This window comes from Xanthomonas cucurbitae (assembly GCF_002939885.1).
Lineage (GTDB): Bacteria > Pseudomonadota > Gammaproteobacteria > Xanthomonadales > Xanthomonadaceae > Xanthomonas > Xanthomonas cucurbitae.
The window spans coordinates 1-18,286 of record NZ_MDED01000022.1; the positions used below are offsets into that span (position 1 = coordinate 1).

Below are 18,286 nucleotides of genomic sequence, written 5' to 3' on the forward strand. Positions count from 1 at the left end.
GACATCGACCAGTTCTTCGCCGAATTGGGCCCAAAACGCAGTGCTGGCATCGACGTCGCGGTGATGGACATGTGGCGGCCGTTTCGCAACTCTGTGGGCAAAAATGCGCCCAACGCCAGTATCGTGTTCGACAAATTCCACATCATGCGCCACCTGTCCGACGCGCTCGATCAGGTGCGGCGCGACGAATACAAGCGCCTTCAAGGCCAGGATCGCAGTTACATCAAGGGCCAGCGTTACACCCTGCTGAGCAATCGCGAAAACCTCACCCTGGACGGTCGAAAGGCGCTCGCCAAGTTGCTGGCGGCCAACAAACGTCTGAACACGGCGTACCTGCTGAAAGAGTCCTTCGGACAGCTGTGGAGCTACCGCACCGAGCGTGGTGCACGGGAGTTCTTCGAACGCTGGAAGCAGAGTCTGCGCTGGCAGCGGCTGGCGCCCTACCAGACGTTCGTGGGGATGATCGAGCGGCACTGGGACGGCATCGCGGCGTACTGCAGGCCGGAGAACAAGGTCAGCCTCGGCCTGGTGGAAGGGCTCAACAACAAGATCCGGGTCATCCAGCGCAGCGCCTACGGCTATCGCGACGAGGAGTTCCTCAAGCTCAAGATCATCGCCAGCTTCCTGCCCGCGTTACCCGAAAACGCTCGATTGCACCCACAGTGATCCGCGAAGATCCTTTTTTTGCAGCGATGAAGCGTGATGCCGACCACGTCGCGTGCCAGGCTTACAAGCCACGGATCTACGTCGTGCGTGGGCCACGCCTTGCCGCAGCAGGCGCCACTCACACCGACGCGCATTACTTCCGTCTGAAATTAACGATTACACCCTCATCGAGCCCGCCACACCACCGCGTCCTTAGCTCTTCGACGTCGTGTCATCAGCGCCTCTGCGGCCTGACCGTCAACACCTTAAATACAAGTCTCAACAAAGCTCAAACGTGTATATCGACATGGTAGCGCCCGCCTATCCTCGCCGCTCCCCTCCTGCACCTTTTCGCCATGTCCGCCATCAAGACTTCGACACTCGCCCTGGCCCTACTGGTCGCCCTGGCAGGCTGCAAGCGCGCATCCGATGACAGCAGCCTACCGAAGACCACGCAAGCGCCAGCGCCTGCTGCGCACGCCACCCCATCCAAGCCGGCCTTTGATGTCGACGAGCTGGATACCGCATCGAGCGCATGCGCGAACCTGGATACATTCGTCAACGCCAAGTGGGCCAAAGCCAATCCGATCCCGCCCGACCAGACCAGTTGGGGCATCTTCAACGAGCTTGTGGAAAACAGCCTGGTCACGCAGCGACAGATCGTCGAAGCGGCAGCAACGCAGGCGGACACGCCGGCCGATCCCCTGACCCACAAGCTGGGGTTGCTCTACGCATCGGGCATGGACGAAACCGCCATCGAAGCGGCGGGTGACCAGCCGATCCGTCCCCAGCTGGAGGAAATTGCAGCGCTCAACTCCAGCAGCGAGGTCGCCGAGTACATCACCAAGCGTCACGCAGAAGGCGACGGAATGGTGTTCGACTTCGGTGCTGGCGCCGATTTCCGTCATGCCGGGCAGCAGATCGCGTTCGCCCAGGAAGGTGGCCTGGGCCTGCCGACCAAGGACTATTACACCGCTGCACAATACGCTCCGATCCGCGCGGCCTATCTTGCCTATATCGCCAGATCGTTCGAACTGACCGGAAGCGATGCCGAGACGGCCAAGCGCCAGGCCAACGATGTCATGGCGCTCGAATCGCGCCTGGCCGCTGCATCGCTTACGCCGACCGAGGCCCGCCTACCCAAGAATCAATATCACTTCGTCAGCGTTGCCGATGCCGACAAACTGACGCCGCACTTTTCGTGGACAAGATTCTTTGCCGCGCAAGGGGTGGAGGTCGGCCCTGGTTTCTCGTTGTCGCAACCCCGCTTTTTTGCGGCATTCGACCAGCAGCTGGCCGGCGCATCGGTGGCCCAGTGGCAGGCATACCTGCGCTTCCACACCATCAATGCCGCGTCCAAATGGCTCAGCAGCGCGTTCGTCGATAATAGCTTCGCCTTTTATGGCAAGACGCTGTCCGGACAGCCCGAACAACGCCCACGCTGGAAGCGCGTCCTCAGCGCGGTCAACGGGGCCATGGGCGAAGGCCTGGGGCAACTGTATGTCGCCAAGGTGTTCACGCCGGACACCAAACAACGCGCTGCCGAACTGGTGGACAACATCCGTGCCGCACTCAAGACGCGGATCGAACATGTCGACTGGATGAGCGAGCAGACCAAGACCAAAGCGTTGGCAAAATGGGAAACATTCCTGCCCAAGATCGGTTACCCGGACACCTGGCGCGACTGGTCCGGGCTGGAGATCGTGCCCGGCGCGTATTACCGCAACCTGCAGGCCGCAGACAAGTTCAACTACCGCTACGATATTGCACAGATCGGCAAGCCCACCGACCGCAAGCGCTGGTCGATGACGCCTCAGACCGTCAACGCGTATTACGACCCCACTACCAATACGATCAATTTCCCGGCCGGCATCCTGCAACCACCCTTCTTCGATCCCAATGCCGATGATGCGTTGAACTACGGCGCGATCGGCGCTGTCATCGGCCATGAAGCCTCGCATGGCTTCGACGATCAGGGCAGTCAGTTCGATGGCGCCGGCAACAATGTCAATTGGTGGACACCGCAGGATCGCAAGGCCTTCGAAGCGCGCACGGATCTACTGGTCAAGCAATTCGATGCCTATGTGCCACTGCCGAACCATCCAACCCTGCACGTCAACGGCAAGCTCACCCTGGGCGAAAATATCGCCGATCTGGGCGGCATCAACATTGCCTACGACGCATTGCAGACCGCGCTGCGTACGCATCCCGAGCGCGCTCAGGCCATCGATGGCTACCGCCCGGAACAACGGTTTTTCCTCGGCTTTGCGCGCAATTGGCGCGGGCAGATCCGCGAGCAGCAGGAACTGGTCAATCTGGCTTCCGATCCGCATTCGCCCAGCAAACTGCGCGCAATCGCCTCCCCGTCCAACATGCCGCAGTTCGCCGCAGCCTTTTCCTGCAAGCCTGGCGATGCGATGGTGCGCCCGGACAAGGACCGCGTGGTGATCTGGTAAGCGGCGGCAAGCGCTTGCACCACCGCGCGTTGCACACAGGCCCGCATCTGCGGGCCTGTCGCGTTCATGCCAGCGCCGCAGGGCACGGACGAACGGGCGTTGCGGCCTGCCTGCATCGCCCCCAGCCTTGCTAAACTCCGGCGACTTCAATCTGGCCACCCTTCTTCTCGATGCCCACCATTCGCCCGCTTGCCCTCGCTCTCGGCTTCAGCCTGATCTCGCTGCTGTCCGCCCCCGACGCCGACGCCGCTCGCAAGAAGAAGGCCGCCCCCAAGGCTCCGGCCGTGTCCGCCGCCTGCACCAATTTCTACGACTACGCCAATGCCGGCTGGCTCAAGGCCAACCCGGTCCCGCAGGCCGGCGCCGTGACCGCACTGGGCCAGCTGTCCGAGCGTGCCCTGCAGCAGCAGCGCGAGTTGCTGGATGCGTCGATGAAGGCTCCGCAGGGCAACGTGCAGAAGTTGCTCGGCGATTTCTGGGCCAGCGGCCTGGACGAAGCCGCCGTCGAAAAGGACGGCTCCAATCCGATCGCGCCGCTGCTCTCGCGCATCGATGCGATCAAGAAGGCCAAGGATGTGCCCGCCTCGATCGCCGCGCTGCACCAGGTCGGCATCCCGGTCGGCTTCAACTTTGGCCCGGACGTGGACCTGAAGGCGCTGGACCGCCATATCGGCTACTTCATGCAGGGCGGCATGGGCCTGCCCGATCCGGCCTTCTACACCCGCACCGATGCCGACACCCAGGCGCTGATGGGCCGCTACCGCGCCTACGTCAAGCAGATCCTGGCGCTCACCGGCACCGCCGCCGACAAGCTCGATGCCGATGCCGCCTCGGTGCTGCAGATCGAGACCGCGCTGGCACGTAGCGCGCAGTCGGTGCAGGGCATCAACAATCCGTTCAACAACTACGCCCCGATCGCCACCAAGGAGCTGAGCAAGCAGTACAAGAACCTGCGCCTGGCTGACTTCCTGGAAGCACAGGGCGTCAAGGACGACCTGGTGTCCATGGCCGACCCGGCCATGTTCAAGCAGCTCGACAGCATGATCGTGAGCATCAAGCCGGACCAGTGGAAGGCCTACCTGCGCTGGCGCGTGGGCGATGCCATGGCGCCGTACCTGTCCAAGAGCTTCCACGACGCCGAGTACCAGTTCCGCGGTCGCCTGCTGCGTGGCGATGCAATGCCGCCGCAGCGTTGGCAGCAGGTGCTGGACGCGATCAACGTGGCAGCCGGCCCGATGCTCGGCCGCGAATACGTGGCGCGCTACCTGAGCAGCGATGCCCGACGCCAGGCTGAAAGCATCGCTGGCGAGGTCCGCGACGCGCAGCTGGCAGCATTGGAGCGCACCGGCTGGGGCAACGGCGAAGCGGTGGCCGAAGCCAAGGCCAAGCTGGCCGCGATGAAGATCGAAGTCGGCGCACCGCGCCGCGACCTGGACTACACCGTACAGCCGATGGGCCGCGGCAGCTTCGGCAGCAACATGCTGATCGCCTCGACCTGGCGTCACCGCGAGGAAATGAAGCGCATCGGCAAGGGCAACGCCGACCGGCGCTGGGACGTGCTGCCGCAGCAGCCGGCCGTGGCCTACGACATTGCACAGAACCGCTTGATCGTCACCGCCGCCGTCCTGCAGGCGCCGGTACTGACTGCCGGCAGCACCCCGGCCGCGCAGTACGGCGCCTACGGCGCACTGGTGGCGCACGAACTCACCCGTGCCATCGATGCAAAGGGCGCGCTGGTCGATGCCAAGGGCGAACTGCGCAGCTGGTGGACGCCGGCCGAAAAGGCGGGCTGGACCCAGCTGACCGGCAAGGTGGCCAACCAGTTCGCCGCCTACCCGTATCCGGGCGTGCCCAATGCCAAGGTCAATGGCGCGCAGACGGCCGAAGAGAACCTGGCCGACCTGGCCGGCGTCGAACTGGCCTGGCAGGCCTTCAGCAAGGCGCAGCCGGCAGCCACCGAGGCCGACAAGCAGGCGTTCTTCACCGCCTGGGCCGGCCTGTGGGCGCAGCAGCTGTCGCCGAACGAAGCGGTGCAGCGCGCCAGCGCCGACATCCGCGCACCCGGCCAGTGGCGCACCAACGGCCCGCTGTCCAACCTGCCGGAATTCGGTGCAGCCTTCAGCTGCAAGGCCGGCCAGCCGATGCAGCGCGTGGACGCGGACCAGATCAAGCTCTGGCGCTGAGCCACCCGCCCGATGGCATTGAAAAAGAGCGCGGAATCCGCGCTCTTTTTTTGTGCCGCTGCCTGCCCGGCGCCCCTCGCCTCCGGGGGCATCATCGAGAACGCCCCGTCGCGGCCAGGTCCGCTCCTACGGGGGCATGGTCAATCAGCAATGCGCAGATCGCGCATTGCCCCTCTACCCAACACAGCACGACCAACCTGTAGGAGCGGCCCCGGCCGCGAGGGCATCATCGAGAACGCCCCGTCGCGGCCAGGTCCGCTCCTACGGGGGGCATGGTCAATCAGCAATGCGCAGATCGCGCATTGCCCCTCTACCCGACACAGCACAACCAACCTGTAGGAGCGGCCCCGGCCGCGAGGGCATTACCGAGAACGCCCCGTCGCGGCCAGGTCCGCTCCTACGAGGATCATGGTCAATCAACAATGCGCAGATCGCGCATTGCCCTCTACCCAACACAGCACGACCAACCTGTAGGAGCGGCCCCGGCCGCGAAGGCATTACAGAGAACGCCCCATCGCGTCCAGGTCCAGGGCATGGTCAATGCCCTCAGCGCACCACACGCAGCGGCGGTTTGCGTCCCTTGCCGCCGCCCTTTCCACCCTTGCCACCGAACGGCGGCTGGCCGCGCCAGTAGCGGATCATCAGCCAACCGAACAGCATGCCGCCCAGGTGCGCAAAATGCGCCACGCCCGGCTGCCAGCCGGTGGCGCCCAGCAGCAATTCGATCACACCGAACACGATCACGAAGGTGCGCGCCTTCATCGGGATCGGCGGGAACAGCAGCATCACCCGCTGATTGGGGAACAGCATGCCGTAGGCCAGCAGCAGGCCGAACACCCCACCGGATGCGCCTATCACCGGTGCACCATTCTGGGTGAACCAGGCCATCAACAACTGGCACACGCCAGCGCCAGCCACGCTCACCAGGTAATAGGTCAGGAAACGCTTCTGGCCCCAGGTCTGCTCCAGCGGCGCGCCGAACATGAAAAGCGCCAGCATGTTGAAGAACAGGTGGTTGAAGCCACCGTGCAGGAACGCATAGGTCAACAACTGCCACGGCATGAAACTGGCGCCGGGCGAAAACGCATCGAACCCATTGGACAACGGCCACAGCATCAGCCACGACAACACGCTGTCCGACGGTAGCGCCCCGGCCCCCAGGTCGCCGACGGCCCATTGCAGCAGGAACAACCCGATATTGGCGATCAACAACGCTTTGGTGACAGGCGGCAACTGAGGCATGGCGGCATCCCTTGGAGTGCCGCCCATGATAACGGCAGCGTCATGAAGGCCCCCACACGGCAGCATCCAGGCGCTGCGCGGCAGTCGCACGGCGCACGCGTCCCTGCACTACCGGCACGCCTTCGGCGCGCAGGCGTTGGCATTGTTCGTCATGGCTTGCCGACCCCGGCGGAAACGCGATGCGCCCATCGCTACGCAGCACGCGGTGCCAGGGCAGTTGCGGATCGTCATTGCCGCTGAGTACACGCGCCACCAACCGTGCACGACCAGGCAAGCCGGCGCGCGCGGCCACCTCGCCGTAGCCGGCGACCTGCCCTGCGGGAATCGCCCGGATCGCCTGACACAGACGCAGCCGCGCCTGCTCGGCGGTGAGCGCTGCGGTCGCTGTTGCGCCAGCCGGTAACAACGGTCTGGCGGACGTCGCGGAGCGTGTTCGGCGGGACGTAGTCATGTCACCAAGCATGCCAGCTACGCCGTCCGCGCGTCACAGCTACGCCGCGCCAGCCTCCACACGTATCAATGCATCAACACGATTTCTTCTGCCGAGGTGGGATGAATCGCCACCGTCTGGTCGAAGTCGCGCTTGGTCGCACCCATGTTCACCGCCACGGCAAAGCCCTGCAGGATTTCATCGGCGCTCTCGCCCAGCAGGTGCACGCCCACCACACGCTCTTGTTCGCCCACGCACACCAGCTTGAACAGGCTACGCTGTGGCGCGTCGGCCAATGCATGCAACATCGGGCGGAAATTGCTGCGGTAGACCCGCACCTTGCCGGGATGCCGCGCGCGCGCCTGTTCTTCGGTCAGGCCGACCTGGCCCAGCGGCGGATGCGAGAACACCACGCTCGGCACGCCGTCGTAATCCATGCGCGCCTCCGGCTGGTTGCCGAACAAGCGGTCCATCAGCAGGCGTCCGGCGGCAATCGCCACCGGCGTGAGTCCCACCTTGCCGGCTACATCGCCGATCGCGTGAATGTTGGTCACGTTGGTGGTCTGCCCTGCGTCCACCAGAACTTCACCCTTCTCACCGAGCGCCACGCCGGCCGCCTCCAGTCCCAGGTCGGCGGTATTGGCGCGACGACCGGTGGCAAAGAACACCTTGTCGAACACATCGTTACCCTGCTCGCCGGGATGCATGCCATGGCCACGCACGCGCAACTTGCCCTGCGCGTCGCGCTCCAGCGCGGTGGTGGTGAAGCCGAAATGCAGCCGCACGCCAAGATGGCGCAGGTTGTCGGCCAGCTGTTGCGTGAGTTCGGCATCGAAGCGCTCCAGCAAGCGCTCGCCCTGCACGAACAGATGCACGCGACTGCCGAGCGCCTGCAACAAGCCAGCGATTTCCACCGCGATGTAGCCGCCGCCGATGATGGCCACCTGGGCAGGCGCATGACACAGATTGAAGAAGTCGTCCGAAACCTCACCAAGGTCGGCGCCATCCACATCCGGACGCCGCGGGTACGCCCCGGTGGCGATCACGATATGCTCGGCGGTAACCGCGATGCCGTCATCGCCCATGGCCGTATGCCGGTCCTGCAACACGCCCCGGCGTGGGATCAGCACCACGCCATCCGCGTCCAGGCGACGCCGGTAACTGGCATGGATGTTGGCGATGTAGCCCTGGCGATGCGTGACCAGCTCTTCCCAGGCCAGGGTCGGTCGCGGCAGCGCGAAGCCCAGTGCGCTCGCCAGTTCGATCTTGCCGGCCAGATCGGCGGCCAGCCACATCGCCTTCTTGGGCACGCAACCGAGATTGACGCAGGTACCGCCCAATGCACCGGGCTCCATGATCGCCACGTGCGCACCATGCCCGGCGGCACGAAAACCGGCGGCCAGACCGCCGGAACCGCCCCCCAGGATCAACACGTCATAGTCATAGCGTGGACTCATGCAAGGCACCCCGCCTGTCGAGAATATGGATTCGTCGCCGACGCGCGTCCCGGGATCAACTTGGCCATCAGTGTTCCACTTGCGGTATTCATGCGGGCTCCGAGCATGCCATGCGCGGCTGCGAGCCAGACGTGAGGGGTAGCCCGGTGCCAGCGCCGCCGACCGTCTGCCGCTGGCGCCTGCGCTGCCACTGGCGCTAGCCGGTACCCGCTTGGCCGCGCCGCATCGGCGGCAGGCGCAGATAGGTCGCGCCGCGCCACAGCCACTCCACCGGCCCGAAACAGCATCGCTGCAACCACCACCGGCTGAGCGCCAGCTGCATGCCGAACACCCCCAGCGCGAACGGCACTTGCCAGCAGCGCGGCAGCTGCTCGAAATAGCCCAGCCCATAACCGTAGAAGATCCAGGTGCACAGCGCGGACTGCAGCAGGTAATTGCTCAGCGCCATGCGGCCGGCCGGCGCAAGCCATCCCAGGCGTGGCGCCAGGCGCACCACCCAGGCCGCGTAGCCCAGGCTCATCAACGGCCCGGCGATGAGCGACAACGCGAATGCCACCGACAGACGCACGGTCGCACGGGTTGGATCCATCCACGGCTCCAACGCATAGCTGACCAGCATCAAGCCCGACCCAAGCGGTAGCGCGACATGGCGCAGCAGGGCGAACAGGCGCGCGTGGCGCGTGGGCGCAGCGATCGCGCCACTGCGCACGAACCAAGCGCCCAGCAGAAACATGCCCAGTACCGTGGGGCCGTTGATACTCAGCCCGCTCAAGGCCTGCCCCAGGTCATGCCAACGCTGCAGTGTCGCCTGCAGATAAGTGCCGCTGCCGAAGGCCGCGCGCTGTGCCTGCACATTGGCAGCGGACTGTTGCGCGATATCGGCCAGGGCGGTGTTCCACGCCGCCGCCATGTCCGGATCGGTCTGCGCCAGGGCCCCCACCAGGGCATACAGCAGAACCAGGCCAGGGGCGAACGCGTAGACCAGCCCGGCCAGCCACGGCAGCGTCACGGTGGGCAGCCGGCGCACGACCAGCAGCAGCGGCGCCAGCAGCGCGTAGCTCACCAGGATGTCACCGGACCACAACAGCAACGCGTGTAACAGGCCGATCACCAGCAGGCCAGCGGTGCGACGCAGATACGTGCCCAGGAATGCACCGCCGGCCGGTTCGGCGCGCTGCGCCATCACCGCAAAGCCCATCCCGAACAACAACGCGAACAGCGTGTAGAACTTGCCTTGCACAAAGAAGTAGACCAGCGCATCGGCGATGCGGTCGGCACCCTGCCAATGCGGCTCCACCCCCGTCAGCGCCAGGTCCAGCGGGCCGACGAAGGCTTCGATGTTCATCAACAGGATGCCGAGCAACGCAAAACCGCGCAGCACATCGAGCACGACGATGCGTTCGGTGGCGGCAATCGGCGCCAGCAGCGCGCGCGATGTCATTGCAATACAGCCTTTGCGGCCGCTGTGATGGCTGCCGTCAGTGGTGATGTCCGCCGTCGCCGTGGACGTGACCGTGGTCGCGCTCTTCCTGCGTGGCTTCGCGCACCTCGATGATCTCCACGTCGAAATGCAGATCCTTGCCGGCCATCGGGTGATTGAGGTCGACATCGACCACGCTCATGCCGACCTTCTGCACGGTCACCGCACGCGGGCCGAAGTTGGTCTGCAACACCACCTGGGTACCCGGCACCAGCTTGGTGGCACCGAAATGCTTCTTGGGCACGCGCTGGCTCAGGCCTTCGCGGTACTCGCCATAGGCCTCGGTCGCCTTGACGTCGACGCCGAAGCTTTCGCCGGCTTGCTTGTCCAGCATGGCCGTTTCCAGGCCCGGGATGATGTTGCCGTGGCCGATCAGGATCGCCAACGGGTCACGCTCCTTGGAGCTCTCGATCGGCTCCTGGCCGATCTCCGAAACGGTGTAATGGAAGCGGACGACGCTGTCTTTTTCGATCTTCATGCATGGCTCTGAATAAGGCTGCCCGGTGGCAGAGGGTGAAGGACGGCTTGTCGGCCGCCGGCTGCGCCGCCATGATGGCGACCTTCCGAACCGCCCATTATCCCGGCTGCATGCATATCACGCCAGTTTTCGCCGCCCGCGCACCGCGCGCGACGGCCTGCCTGCTGTTGGGCCTGCTCCTGCTGGGCGGTTGTTCGTCGCAGGCGCCGGTGCGCCGTCCGGCGACGCCGCCGCCCACGGCGCGCGTCTGGCCGCAGGTGCCCCCCGTCGATCCGGCGGCCGCCAACAACATCCTCATGCGCGCCCTTGGCCTGGTAGGCACGCCCTACCGCTATGGCGGCAATACGCCAGAAACCGGCTTCGACTGCAGCGGCCTGGTCACTTATGTCTACAAGGACGTGCTGGCGCTGGCGCTACCGCGCACCTCGCGCGAACTGGCTGCGGTCCAGGGTCCGAGGATTCCCCCGGAAAAACTGGCAACCGGCGATCTGGTCTTCTTCGGCGCCGGCGGCAGCGTGACCCACGTCGGGATTTATGTGGGTGAAGGCCGCTTCGTCCACGCCCCGACCAGTGGCGGTACCGTCCGCCTGGATTTCCTGGACGGTGTCTATTGGCGTGACCATTATTCAGGTTCCAAACGGGTTTTGCACTGAATTGTGATGAACGTCACAAGTAATAAAACGGAAAGTTAACTCTTTTTGAACGTACCGATCCTTTCACCAAGGCATCATCCCGTATCGACAGCAGAACTGTGATTCCCGCGTGACGAACGACGAACAGATCAACCCTGGCGCCGCACCGCTTCCGCTCCGGAAACCGCTCCGCCTGCTTTGCGCAACCGCACTCTGGATTGCCGCATTGCCCGCTCTGGCGCAAACCGCCAACAGCGCCCCATCCGCTCCGCAGACGACCACGCCAGACAGCGCCGTCGCCGCCGAGAAAGCCGCCACCCGTAGCCGTGCCGACGCGGCCGCCACTGCCACCCTGGCCGCCCTGCTGCCACACCTGGCCGCCAACGACGCCATTCCGCTGATGGACCGTTCGGCGATGTTCGCCGGCGACCTCAGCCGCCTGCTCGCCAATTACGACGTCTCGCAAAGTGCCGCCAACGCCGCGCAGAACGCGGTGGCCGACAGCCGCGTGCAGGTAATCTTGCAGCGCGCCATGGCCCTGCTCGGCACCCCCTACGTCTGGGGCGGCGAGTCCACCGAAGGGTTCGACTGCAGCGGCCTGGTGGGCTACGTGTTCAAGACCGCGCTGGGCATTGATCTGCCGCGCGTGTCGCGCGACATCGCCCGCGACGAGTCGGCCGAGCTCATCAAGGACCCCAATGCATTGAAGGTCGGAGACCTGGTGTTCTTCGGCAAGCGCGGCCGCATCGATCATGTGGGCCTGGTGGTCGGCGACGGCAAGTTCCTGCATGCGCCCAGCCGCGGCAAGGACGTGCGCGTGGACTCGCTCGCCAGTGGCTACTGGAGCGAGAAGTTCATCCAGGCGCGCCGGGTATTGTAACGACCGGGCGCTGTGCGTCGATGACAAAAAGGCCGCGGCGATCCCGCGGCCTTTTTCGTGGACCCATGCGCAGCCGGCGTGGTCGTGTGACTGCCGTGTGGCAGCGCGCCGTGCCGGCTACCGCGAGGTATCGGCCGTGTAGTGCGCCATGGTGTCCTCGATGCCCTTGCTCAGCTCCATGACCTTCAGTGCGTATTCGGCCAGGCGCTGGTCTTCGGGCGTGTCCGGCCGCCATGACGGCACTTCCACCGGGGTGATGCCATCCGGGTCCATCGCCACGAACACGATGATGCAATGGGTGCACAGGCGCGACTCGCCGCCCATCGGGCTGCGCGCCCGCACGTCGATGGCCAGATGCATGCTGCTGCGACCGGTGTAGACCAGCTTGGCCGACACCGCGACCAGATCGCCGATGCGCACCGGCGCCACGAAGCGGATGCCGCCCACCGCAACGGTCACGCAGTAATGTCCGCTCCAGCCGCTGGCGGCGGCAAAACCGACCTGGTCGATCCACTTCATCACCACCCCGCCATGCACCTTGCCGCCGAAGTTGACGTCGCTGGGCTCGGCCAGGAAACGAAATGTCAGATCGCGCTGTTGACCAGTCACTGCGGGCTCTCACCAGAAAATGTGCCGCAAGTGTGCCATGTGCCTGCCAGCCGGCCCACGCGTTCTGCGCAAGGGGGCACTGCACTCCATGGACAACCGAGGACGTCTGCAGCATGCGATCGGCGCGACATGCGCCATGTGGGCGTTCGAGCGACCAACAGCACCACACCGCAACCGCTGAAGAACAAGCGCCCCGCTCCCCGGGGTGCAGCCACCGCGATCAGCCAGCGACCGCCCCCTGGTTGTCCTGCTTGCGCAGGCATAGCCAGGGAAAATGCGGCTGCCGTCGCCCAAGCAGCCGCCCGAGCCGTGCCATGGGCCGACGCGGGTCGAATAGCCAGCGCACCTTGAACGCGTCGAAGCTGGCGTAGGTGTGCTGGTGGTACTGCTCGGCCAGCGCGGGCACGCCCAGTCCGGTGAAATAACGCAGGCTGCGCGCGGCACTTTCGGCAGCGCGTCGCCGATCCGCATACAGGGGGCTATCGAGAATATGCAGCTCGCCGCCGCCGCGCAGTTGCGCGAGCAACGGGCGTACCAGGCCGGCAGGATCGGGGAAGTACTGGATGCAGGCCGGCACCACGATGACATCGAACAGCTCGCGCGGCAGCGCCACGCTGTGGATATCGGCGGCGACGAAGCTCAGCCGCTGCTCGTGGCCGAACACGCGTGCGGCCTGCGCAAGTTCGGCGCGGTTGACGTCGATGCCACAGACATCGCGCTGCAGCGCCTGGGCCAGCCGCTGCGAGAGCCAGCCATTGCCGCACCCCAGCTCCAGGATCGCGCCCTCGCCCGCGCGCAGTTGCAGGTGGTGCACCAGCAATGCGCTGGACACCGCGCGCACCTGCCATTCCAGGCTGGCGCCGAGTTTGCCGCCAGGATGTGGCAACCGACGCACCTGGGCATCGGTGTACACACGGCCTTCCTTGCGCCGCACCTGCAGATAGCGGTCCTCGAACGGATCACCGGCCAGGCCACGCTGCACGAAGACACCGTCGATCAGCTCCAGCTCGGGCAGCTGCGCCAGTCGCTCGCGCAGCACGGGAAATCCAGCCGTCATCGTGGCACTCAGCGCAGCGGCCTGGCGCCATCGGCGGGCGGATCTTCCAGCCCGACATTGCTGGAGGCCGCGTCGTACACCGCCTTGTCCAGCAGCCCGGTTTCCTTGGCCACCAGCACCGGCACCAGCATCTGCCCGGTCACATTGGTCATGGTGCGCATCATGTCGAGCACCCGATCGATGGCATACAGATACCCGATCACCTCCAGCGGCAGGTTGGCCGCGCTCAGCACCACCGTGGCCATGATGACCGCCGTACCCGGCACGCCGGCGGTGCCGAAGCTGCCCAGCACCGAGGCGATCAGCACCACGAAGTATTGGTTGGCGGTCAACGGCACGCCGGTGTATTGCGCGATGAACACCGCGCACAACGCGGGGAAGATCGCCCCGCACCCATCCATCTTGATGCTGGCACCCAGCGGCACCGCGAACGCCGCGTAGTCCTTGCTCACGCCAAGATTCTGGGTGATCGAACGCATCGCCACCGGCATCGCGGCAAAGCTCGACGAACTGACGAAGGCCACCTGCATGCCCGGCGCGGCACCGCGGAAGAACTTCCACGGGTTCAGCCCATGCACCAGCAACAGGCTGCTATAGACCACCACGATGTGGATGGCGCAGGCCAGGTACAACGCCAACACGAAACTGCCGAACGGCAGCAGCTTCTGGAAGCCATAGCTGCCGACCAGGCCGGCAATCAGGCCGAAGGTTCCTAGCGGGGTCATCTCCAGCACGAAGCGGGTGACCTGGATCATGATCTCGCTCATCTGCGCGGTGAGCTTGCGTGCCTCGGCCACGCGCTCGCCCAGCTTGACCATCGCAAAGCCCAGCAGCGCGGCAAAGAAGATCACCGGCAGGATCGAGCCACGCCCGGCCGCCAGCACGGTGTCGCCGGCGGCATTGGTCCTGGTGCCGATGCCGGTCAGCGCATAGAACGGGTTGGACGGCACCACGTCCAGCAGCACCTGGACCGGGCTGGGCACATCGCGCGGTTTCCAGGCCGAATCCACGCTCAGGCTGAAATGGCCGGCGCCCGGCTGCAGCAGCGTGCCGACCGCCAGCCCCACGCCCACGGCCAGCGCAGCAGTGAGCACAAACCACAGGAACGTGCGGCCACCGAGTGCGGCAACGGACTTTTGCCCATGCAGCGAGGAGATCGCATTGATGACCGCGAAGAACACCAGCGGAATGGCGATCATCTTGATCAGGGTGACGTACAGATCGCCCAGGGGACCGAACCACACATCGGCAGCCGGCCCCATGGCCCAGCCAGCCAGCGCGCCCAGGACGAAGCCGGCCACCACGCGCTGCCAGAACGGAATGCGCAACCAGGCCGCAACCAGTCTCATGTCATCGAATCATCCGGGGGGAATGCGTGCACCTTAGCGCAGCGCCGCGCTACCCGCGAGGCCGCGACTGGAACAGCAGCATGCCATCGGTGCGACGGACGCCGCCCGGCATAATGGGCACCGATCCAGCCACGAGTTCAAACCCGATGCATTACCGCCTGACTGCCCTCGCCGCTGTGACCACGCTGTGCGTGGCTGCCTGTGCGTCCACCGCCGGACCCACGGCGGCTGCCTCCGCCGCGATCACGGTGGAGGTGCCGCCGGTGATGCATCCGGCCGGCGAAACCCCGCAGTGGTGGTATCGCTCCGGCGCCGCGCGCGCGGCCGGCAATGGCGCGATGGCCGGCAAGGCTCGCAACGTGATCCTGTTCCTGGGCGACGGCATGAGCCTGACCACGGTGGCGGCCGCACGCATCCTGGATGGCCAGCGCAAGGGCGGCCCCGGCGAAGAAAACCTGCTGTCCTGGGAGCAGTTCCCGGCCACCGCCTTCAGCAAGACCTACAACACCGATTCGCAGACGCCCGATTCGGCCGGCACCATGACCGCGATCACCACCGGGGTGAAGTCGCACATGGGCGCCATCGGCGTCAGCAGCGGCAACCGCAGCGACTGTGCCGACAGCCTGGGCAAGGGCCTGCTGAGCTGGCTGCAGCTGGCCGACAGCGCCGGCATGGCCACCGGCATCGTCACCACCACCCGGCTCACCCACGCCACCCCGGCCGCCACCTACGCGCACTCGCCGGATCGCAACTGGGAAAACGACACCGACCTGCCGGACGCCGCCCGCGCGGCCGGTTGCCAGGACATCGCCCAGCAATTGCTCTCCACCGCCCGCTACGGACGTGGCCCGCAGGTGGTGCTGGGCGGTGGCCGCCGCCAGTTCCAGACCGTGCAGCAGCGCGACCCCGAGTACGACGGCAAGGTCGGCCTGCGCCTGGACGGACGCGATCTGGTGGCCGAATGGAAGCGGGCGCACCCGCAGGGCGCCTATGTCTGGAACGCACAGCAGCTGCAGGCCGCAGCCGGTGCACCGGCAGTGCTGGGGTTGTTCGAGCCAGACCACATGCAGTTCGACCACGATCGCAACCGCAGCCCGCAGGGCGAGCCCAGCCTGACCGAAATGACCCGCACCGCGATCCAATCGCTGGCGCGCGCGCCCAACGGCTTCGTGCTGATGGTCGAAGGCGGTCGTATCGATCACGCCAACCACGCCGGCAATGCGTACCGCGCGCTGGACGAAACCGTGTCGCTATCGGACGCAGTGCGCGCTGCGGTGCAGACCGCGCCGGCGGACACGCTCATCATCGTCACCGCCGACCATTCGCACACGCTCAACTTCGTCGGCTACCCCGTGCGCGGCAATCCGATCCTGGGCAAGGTGCGCGGCGGCGGCGGCGAGGAAGGCGACCGCAGCCAGCTGGCCACCGACATGGCCGGCCACCCCTACACCACGCTCAGCTACGCCAATGGCCCTGGCTACACCGGCGCCAGCAATGCGCAGCCAGCCGGCCCGAAGACCTTCCCGCACGACCCCAGCAGCAGCGAACCGGCCGCGGGCCGCCCGGACCTGACCCATGTGGACACCGAAGCGCCCAGCTACCTGCAGGAGTCGCTGGTGCCGACCAAGTCCGAAAGCCATGGCGGCGAAGATGTCGGCATCTGGGCCACCGGCCCGGGCAGCGCGGCGTTCCGCGGCACGCTGGAGGAGAACGTGATCTACCACGTCATCGTGCAGGCCACCCCGCGGCTGCGCGAGCGCCTATGCAAGGCGGGCACCTGCGATGCCGCCGGCGTGCCGGTGGAGCTGCCCAGGCCGGCCACGTTCGAGGCGGCGGACAGGCGCTGAGATGCAGGCTGGTGTGCGGCGGCAGACTGGCGGGCGCGCGAGGCGCGACGGGCGCATCGATGCGTGGCGACTGGCAGTTGCCGGCGCGCCATCGGCGCAAGCCTTGGCAAGGCGGATGCACACTGTCCGCCAGCGCGCAGAAGACGTGCGAGCGCCTGCCAGCAACGTGTTGACTGCACCGGTCGATCATTGTGCAGCGTGAGGCACCGATGACTACCATGCCGCCACTGCTGCCTGCCGCGCCACCTGGCCCGGTGCTGATCGCCTACAGCGGCGGCCTGGATTCGACGGTGCTGCTGTATGCGCTGGCCGCCGCGCCGGCCTATCGCGAGCACGGCCTGCGCGCGCTGCACGTCCATCACGGCCTGCATGCCGATGCCGATGCCTGGGCGGCGCACTGCCGGCAGACCTGCGAGGCATTGGGCGTCCCCCTGCAGACGGTGCATGTGCAGGTCGCCCGCGACAGCGGCCTGGGGCTGGAAGCGGCCGCCCGCCAGGCGCGCCACGCCGCCTTCGCCGATGTTCTGGCAGATGGCGAATGGCTGGCACTGGCGCATCATCGCGACGACCAGGCCGAAACGTTCCTGCTGCGCGCCCTGCGCGCCTCCGGTCCGGAGGGGCTGGCGGCCATGCGCACGCAGCGGCCATTTGCCACGGGCACCTTGTGGCGCCCGTTGCTGGTGCACGCCCGCGCCGCGCTGCAGGCCTACGCACACACGCATGGCCTGCAGTGGATCGAAGATTCCAGCAACGCCGACCCACGCTACGACCGCAATTTCCTGCGCACCCAAATCCTGCCGTTGCTGCGGCAACGCTGGCCGCAGGCCAGCGAGTCCCTGGCACGCAGCGCGCAACTGAGCGCCGACGCCGGCGACCTGCTGCTGCACGACGATCTGGCGCTGCTGCCCGGCCTGCTCACCCGAAGTGGCGCGCTGGATCTGCAATTGCTGGCCGCACATCCCGCCGCACGACAGCCACGCCTGCTGCGCGCCTGGGTCAACGCGGCAGGCGCGCCACCGCTCCCCGCGCAGGGCGTGACAGCGTTGCTGCGGGAGATCGCCACCCCCGCGTCCGACCGGCAGGCCTGCTTCGCCTGGCAGCAGGTGCAGGTGCGGCGTTGGCGCCATTATCTGTACCTCCTGCAACCCACGGCAGCCTGGCCGGCTGCGTGGTCCACGCACTGGGACGGCGCCCAGCCCTTGCAGCTACCCGATGGTGCAACGCTAGCCCTGCACGGGCCGCAGGCGGTGCGCTTCGACCATCCGCTGCGGGTGCGTGCCCGTCACGGCGGCGAGCGCATCGTGCTGCCGCAGCGGCGCCACTCGCATCGGCTCAAGCACCTGCTGCAGGCCTCGGACCTGCCGCCGTGGGAACGCGAGCGCCTGCCCATCCTGTGGGACGGCGCGCAGGTCCTGGCCGCCGGCGATCGCATCGTCTCGGCCACCCTGCACGCCTGGCTGCAAGCCCATCACGCCCGCCTGCGATGGCAGGCGAGCAACCCGGCGAATTGACCGCCCTGGCTACGCCCCGCACACTTGCGC

General features: G+C 66.4%; 15 protein-coding genes and 1 pseudogene. 7 read left to right on the forward strand and 9 right to left on the reverse strand.

The features are described 5' to 3' along the window. The 3 genes from XcuCFBP2542_RS12420 to XcuCFBP2542_RS12430 all read left to right on the forward strand — a co-directional run. Nucleotides 1–666 (forward strand): ISL3 family transposase (locus tag XcuCFBP2542_RS12420; RefSeq protein WP_146090332.1); only part of this gene is annotated, 666 nt, incomplete at its 5' end. Between the two features lie 335 nt (nucleotides 667–1,001). Continuing rightward, nucleotides 1,002–3,101: a M13 family metallopeptidase gene (locus XcuCFBP2542_RS12425; protein WP_104603878.1), complete on the forward strand. Its 2,100-nt coding sequence runs from the start codon at nucleotides 1,002–1,004 to the stop codon at nucleotides 3,099–3,101. A 170-nt stretch (nucleotides 3,102–3,271) separates the two neighbouring features. Further along, entirely contained in the window at nucleotides 3,272–5,284 is a 2,013-nt protein-coding gene (locus XcuCFBP2542_RS12430; protein WP_104603879.1) for a M13 family metallopeptidase, read from the forward strand. 546 nt (nucleotides 5,285–5,830) lie between these two features. On the opposite strand, the gene XcuCFBP2542_RS12435 is transcribed toward XcuCFBP2542_RS12430, so the two are convergent. The 6 genes and pseudogenes from XcuCFBP2542_RS12435 to XcuCFBP2542_RS12455 all read right to left on the reverse strand — a co-directional run bounded on the left by XcuCFBP2542_RS12435 (nucleotide 5,831) and on the right by XcuCFBP2542_RS12455 (nucleotide 10,371). Beyond that, nucleotides 5,831–6,526 (reverse strand): rhomboid family intramembrane serine protease, encoded by a 696-nt coding sequence (locus tag XcuCFBP2542_RS12435; protein WP_104603880.1) that lies wholly within the window; start codon nucleotides 6,524–6,526, stop codon nucleotides 5,831–5,833. 40 nt (nucleotides 6,527–6,566) lie between these two features. Next, nucleotides 6,567–6,977, reverse strand: coding sequence for an MGMT family protein (locus XcuCFBP2542_RS12440; protein ID WP_104603881.1), 411 nt, complete (start codon nucleotides 6,975–6,977; stop codon nucleotides 6,567–6,569). Between the two features lie 65 nt (nucleotides 6,978–7,042). Beyond that, nucleotides 7,043–8,413, reverse strand: coding sequence for a glutathione-disulfide reductase (gene gorA, locus XcuCFBP2542_RS12445; RefSeq protein WP_104603882.1), 1,371 nt, complete (start codon nucleotides 8,411–8,413; stop codon nucleotides 7,043–7,045). Then, nucleotides 8,410–8,550: pseudogene (locus XcuCFBP2542_RS20050) on the reverse strand (amino acid dehydrogenase); the annotation flags it as partial. The gene gorA and the pseudogene XcuCFBP2542_RS20050, both read right to left, overlap by 4 nt. A gap of 59 nt (nucleotides 8,551–8,609) precedes the next feature. Beyond that, nucleotides 8,610–9,854 carry a DUF418 domain-containing protein gene (locus XcuCFBP2542_RS12450; protein ID WP_104603883.1) on the reverse strand — a complete coding sequence of 415 codons (1,245 nt, stop codon included), beginning with the start codon at nucleotides 9,852–9,854 and terminating at the stop codon, nucleotides 8,610–8,612. A 37-nt stretch (nucleotides 9,855–9,891) separates the two neighbouring features. Further along, entirely contained in the window at nucleotides 9,892–10,371 is a 480-nt protein-coding gene (locus XcuCFBP2542_RS12455) for an FKBP-type peptidyl-prolyl cis-trans isomerase (RefSeq protein ID WP_104603884.1), read from the reverse strand. Nucleotides 10,372–10,481: 110 nt separating this feature from the next. On the opposite strand from XcuCFBP2542_RS12455, the gene XcuCFBP2542_RS12460 reads away from it, so the two are divergent. Then, entirely contained in the window at nucleotides 10,482–11,024 is a 543-nt protein-coding gene (locus tag XcuCFBP2542_RS12460; RefSeq protein WP_170066987.1) for a C40 family peptidase, read from the forward strand. Nucleotides 11,025–11,133: 109 nt separating this feature from the next. Next, nucleotides 11,134–11,883 carry a C40 family peptidase gene (locus tag XcuCFBP2542_RS12465; protein WP_104603885.1) on the forward strand — a complete coding sequence of 250 codons (750 nt, stop codon included), beginning with the start codon at nucleotides 11,134–11,136 and terminating at the stop codon, nucleotides 11,881–11,883. A gap of 117 nt (nucleotides 11,884–12,000) precedes the next feature. On the opposite strand, the gene XcuCFBP2542_RS12470 is transcribed toward XcuCFBP2542_RS12465, so the two are convergent. From XcuCFBP2542_RS12470 to XcuCFBP2542_RS12480, 3 genes are all read right to left on the reverse strand, one after another. Continuing rightward, on the reverse strand, nucleotides 12,001–12,492 hold the full coding sequence (locus XcuCFBP2542_RS12470) for an acyl-CoA thioesterase (protein WP_104603886.1): 492 nt from the start codon (nucleotides 12,490–12,492) through the stop codon (nucleotides 12,001–12,003). Nucleotides 12,493–12,712: 220 nt separating this feature from the next. Continuing rightward, complete coding sequence (locus tag XcuCFBP2542_RS12475; protein ID WP_104603887.1) at nucleotides 12,713–13,549, reverse strand: class I SAM-dependent methyltransferase; 837 nt, start codon at nucleotides 13,547–13,549, stop codon at nucleotides 12,713–12,715. 8 nt (nucleotides 13,550–13,557) lie between these two features. Then, the gene (locus tag XcuCFBP2542_RS12480; protein ID WP_104603888.1) at nucleotides 13,558–14,898 is read right to left on the reverse strand and encodes a dicarboxylate/amino acid:cation symporter; all 1,341 of its coding nucleotides are present in this window, start codon (nucleotides 14,896–14,898) and stop codon (nucleotides 13,558–13,560) included. A gap of 113 nt (nucleotides 14,899–15,011) precedes the next feature. Between XcuCFBP2542_RS12480 and XcuCFBP2542_RS12485 the strand changes: the two genes are divergently transcribed. Further along, on the forward strand, nucleotides 15,012–16,745 hold the full coding sequence (locus tag XcuCFBP2542_RS12485; RefSeq protein WP_104603889.1) for an alkaline phosphatase: 1,734 nt from the start codon (nucleotides 15,012–15,014) through the stop codon (nucleotides 16,743–16,745). A gap of 209 nt (nucleotides 16,746–16,954) precedes the next feature. Then, nucleotides 16,955–18,256 carry a tRNA lysidine(34) synthetase TilS gene (tilS, locus tag XcuCFBP2542_RS12490; RefSeq protein ID WP_104603890.1) on the forward strand — a complete coding sequence of 434 codons (1,302 nt, stop codon included), beginning with the start codon at nucleotides 16,955–16,957 and terminating at the stop codon, nucleotides 18,254–18,256. Nucleotides 18,257–18,286: the final 30 nt, after the last annotated feature.

What these genes read in the sequence shown, in the direction of transcription:
- XcuCFBP2542_RS12425 (WP_104603878.1), top strand. Translation starts at nt 1,002, where the DNA reads ATGTCCGCCATCAAGACTTCGACACTCGCCCTGGCCCTACTGGTCGCC.
- XcuCFBP2542_RS12430 (WP_104603879.1), top strand. Translation starts at nt 3,272, where the DNA reads ATGCCCACCATTCGCCCGCTTGCCCTCGCTCTCGGCTTCAGCCTGATC.
- XcuCFBP2542_RS12435 (WP_104603880.1), bottom strand. Translation starts at nt 6,526, where the DNA reads ATGCCTCAGTTGCCGCCTGTCACCAAAGCGTTGTTGATCGCCAATATC.
- XcuCFBP2542_RS12440 (WP_104603881.1), bottom strand. Translation starts at nt 6,977, where the DNA reads ATGACTACGTCCCGCCGAACACGCTCCGCGACGTCCGCCAGACCGTTG.
- gorA (WP_104603882.1), bottom strand. Translation starts at nt 8,413, where the DNA reads ATGAGTCCACGCTATGACTATGACGTGTTGATCCTGGGGGGCGGTTCC.
- XcuCFBP2542_RS12450 (WP_104603883.1), bottom strand. Translation starts at nt 9,854, where the DNA reads ATGACATCGCGCGCGCTGCTGGCGCCGATTGCCGCCACCGAACGCATC.
- XcuCFBP2542_RS12455 (WP_104603884.1), bottom strand. Translation starts at nt 10,371, where the DNA reads ATGAAGATCGAAAAAGACAGCGTCGTCCGCTTCCATTACACCGTTTCG.
- XcuCFBP2542_RS12460 (WP_170066987.1), top strand. Translation starts at nt 10,482, where the DNA reads ATGCATATCACGCCAGTTTTCGCCGCCCGCGCACCGCGCGCGACGGCC.
- XcuCFBP2542_RS12475 (WP_104603887.1), bottom strand. Translation starts at nt 13,549, where the DNA reads ATGACGGCTGGATTTCCCGTGCTGCGCGAGCGACTGGCGCAGCTGCCC.
- XcuCFBP2542_RS12480 (WP_104603888.1), bottom strand. Translation starts at nt 14,898, where the DNA reads ATGAGACTGGTTGCGGCCTGGTTGCGCATTCCGTTCTGGCAGCGCGTG.
- XcuCFBP2542_RS12485 (WP_104603889.1), top strand. Translation starts at nt 15,012, where the DNA reads ATGGGCACCGATCCAGCCACGAGTTCAAACCCGATGCATTACCGCCTG.
- tilS (WP_104603890.1), top strand. Translation starts at nt 16,955, where the DNA reads ATGACTACCATGCCGCCACTGCTGCCTGCCGCGCCACCTGGCCCGGTG.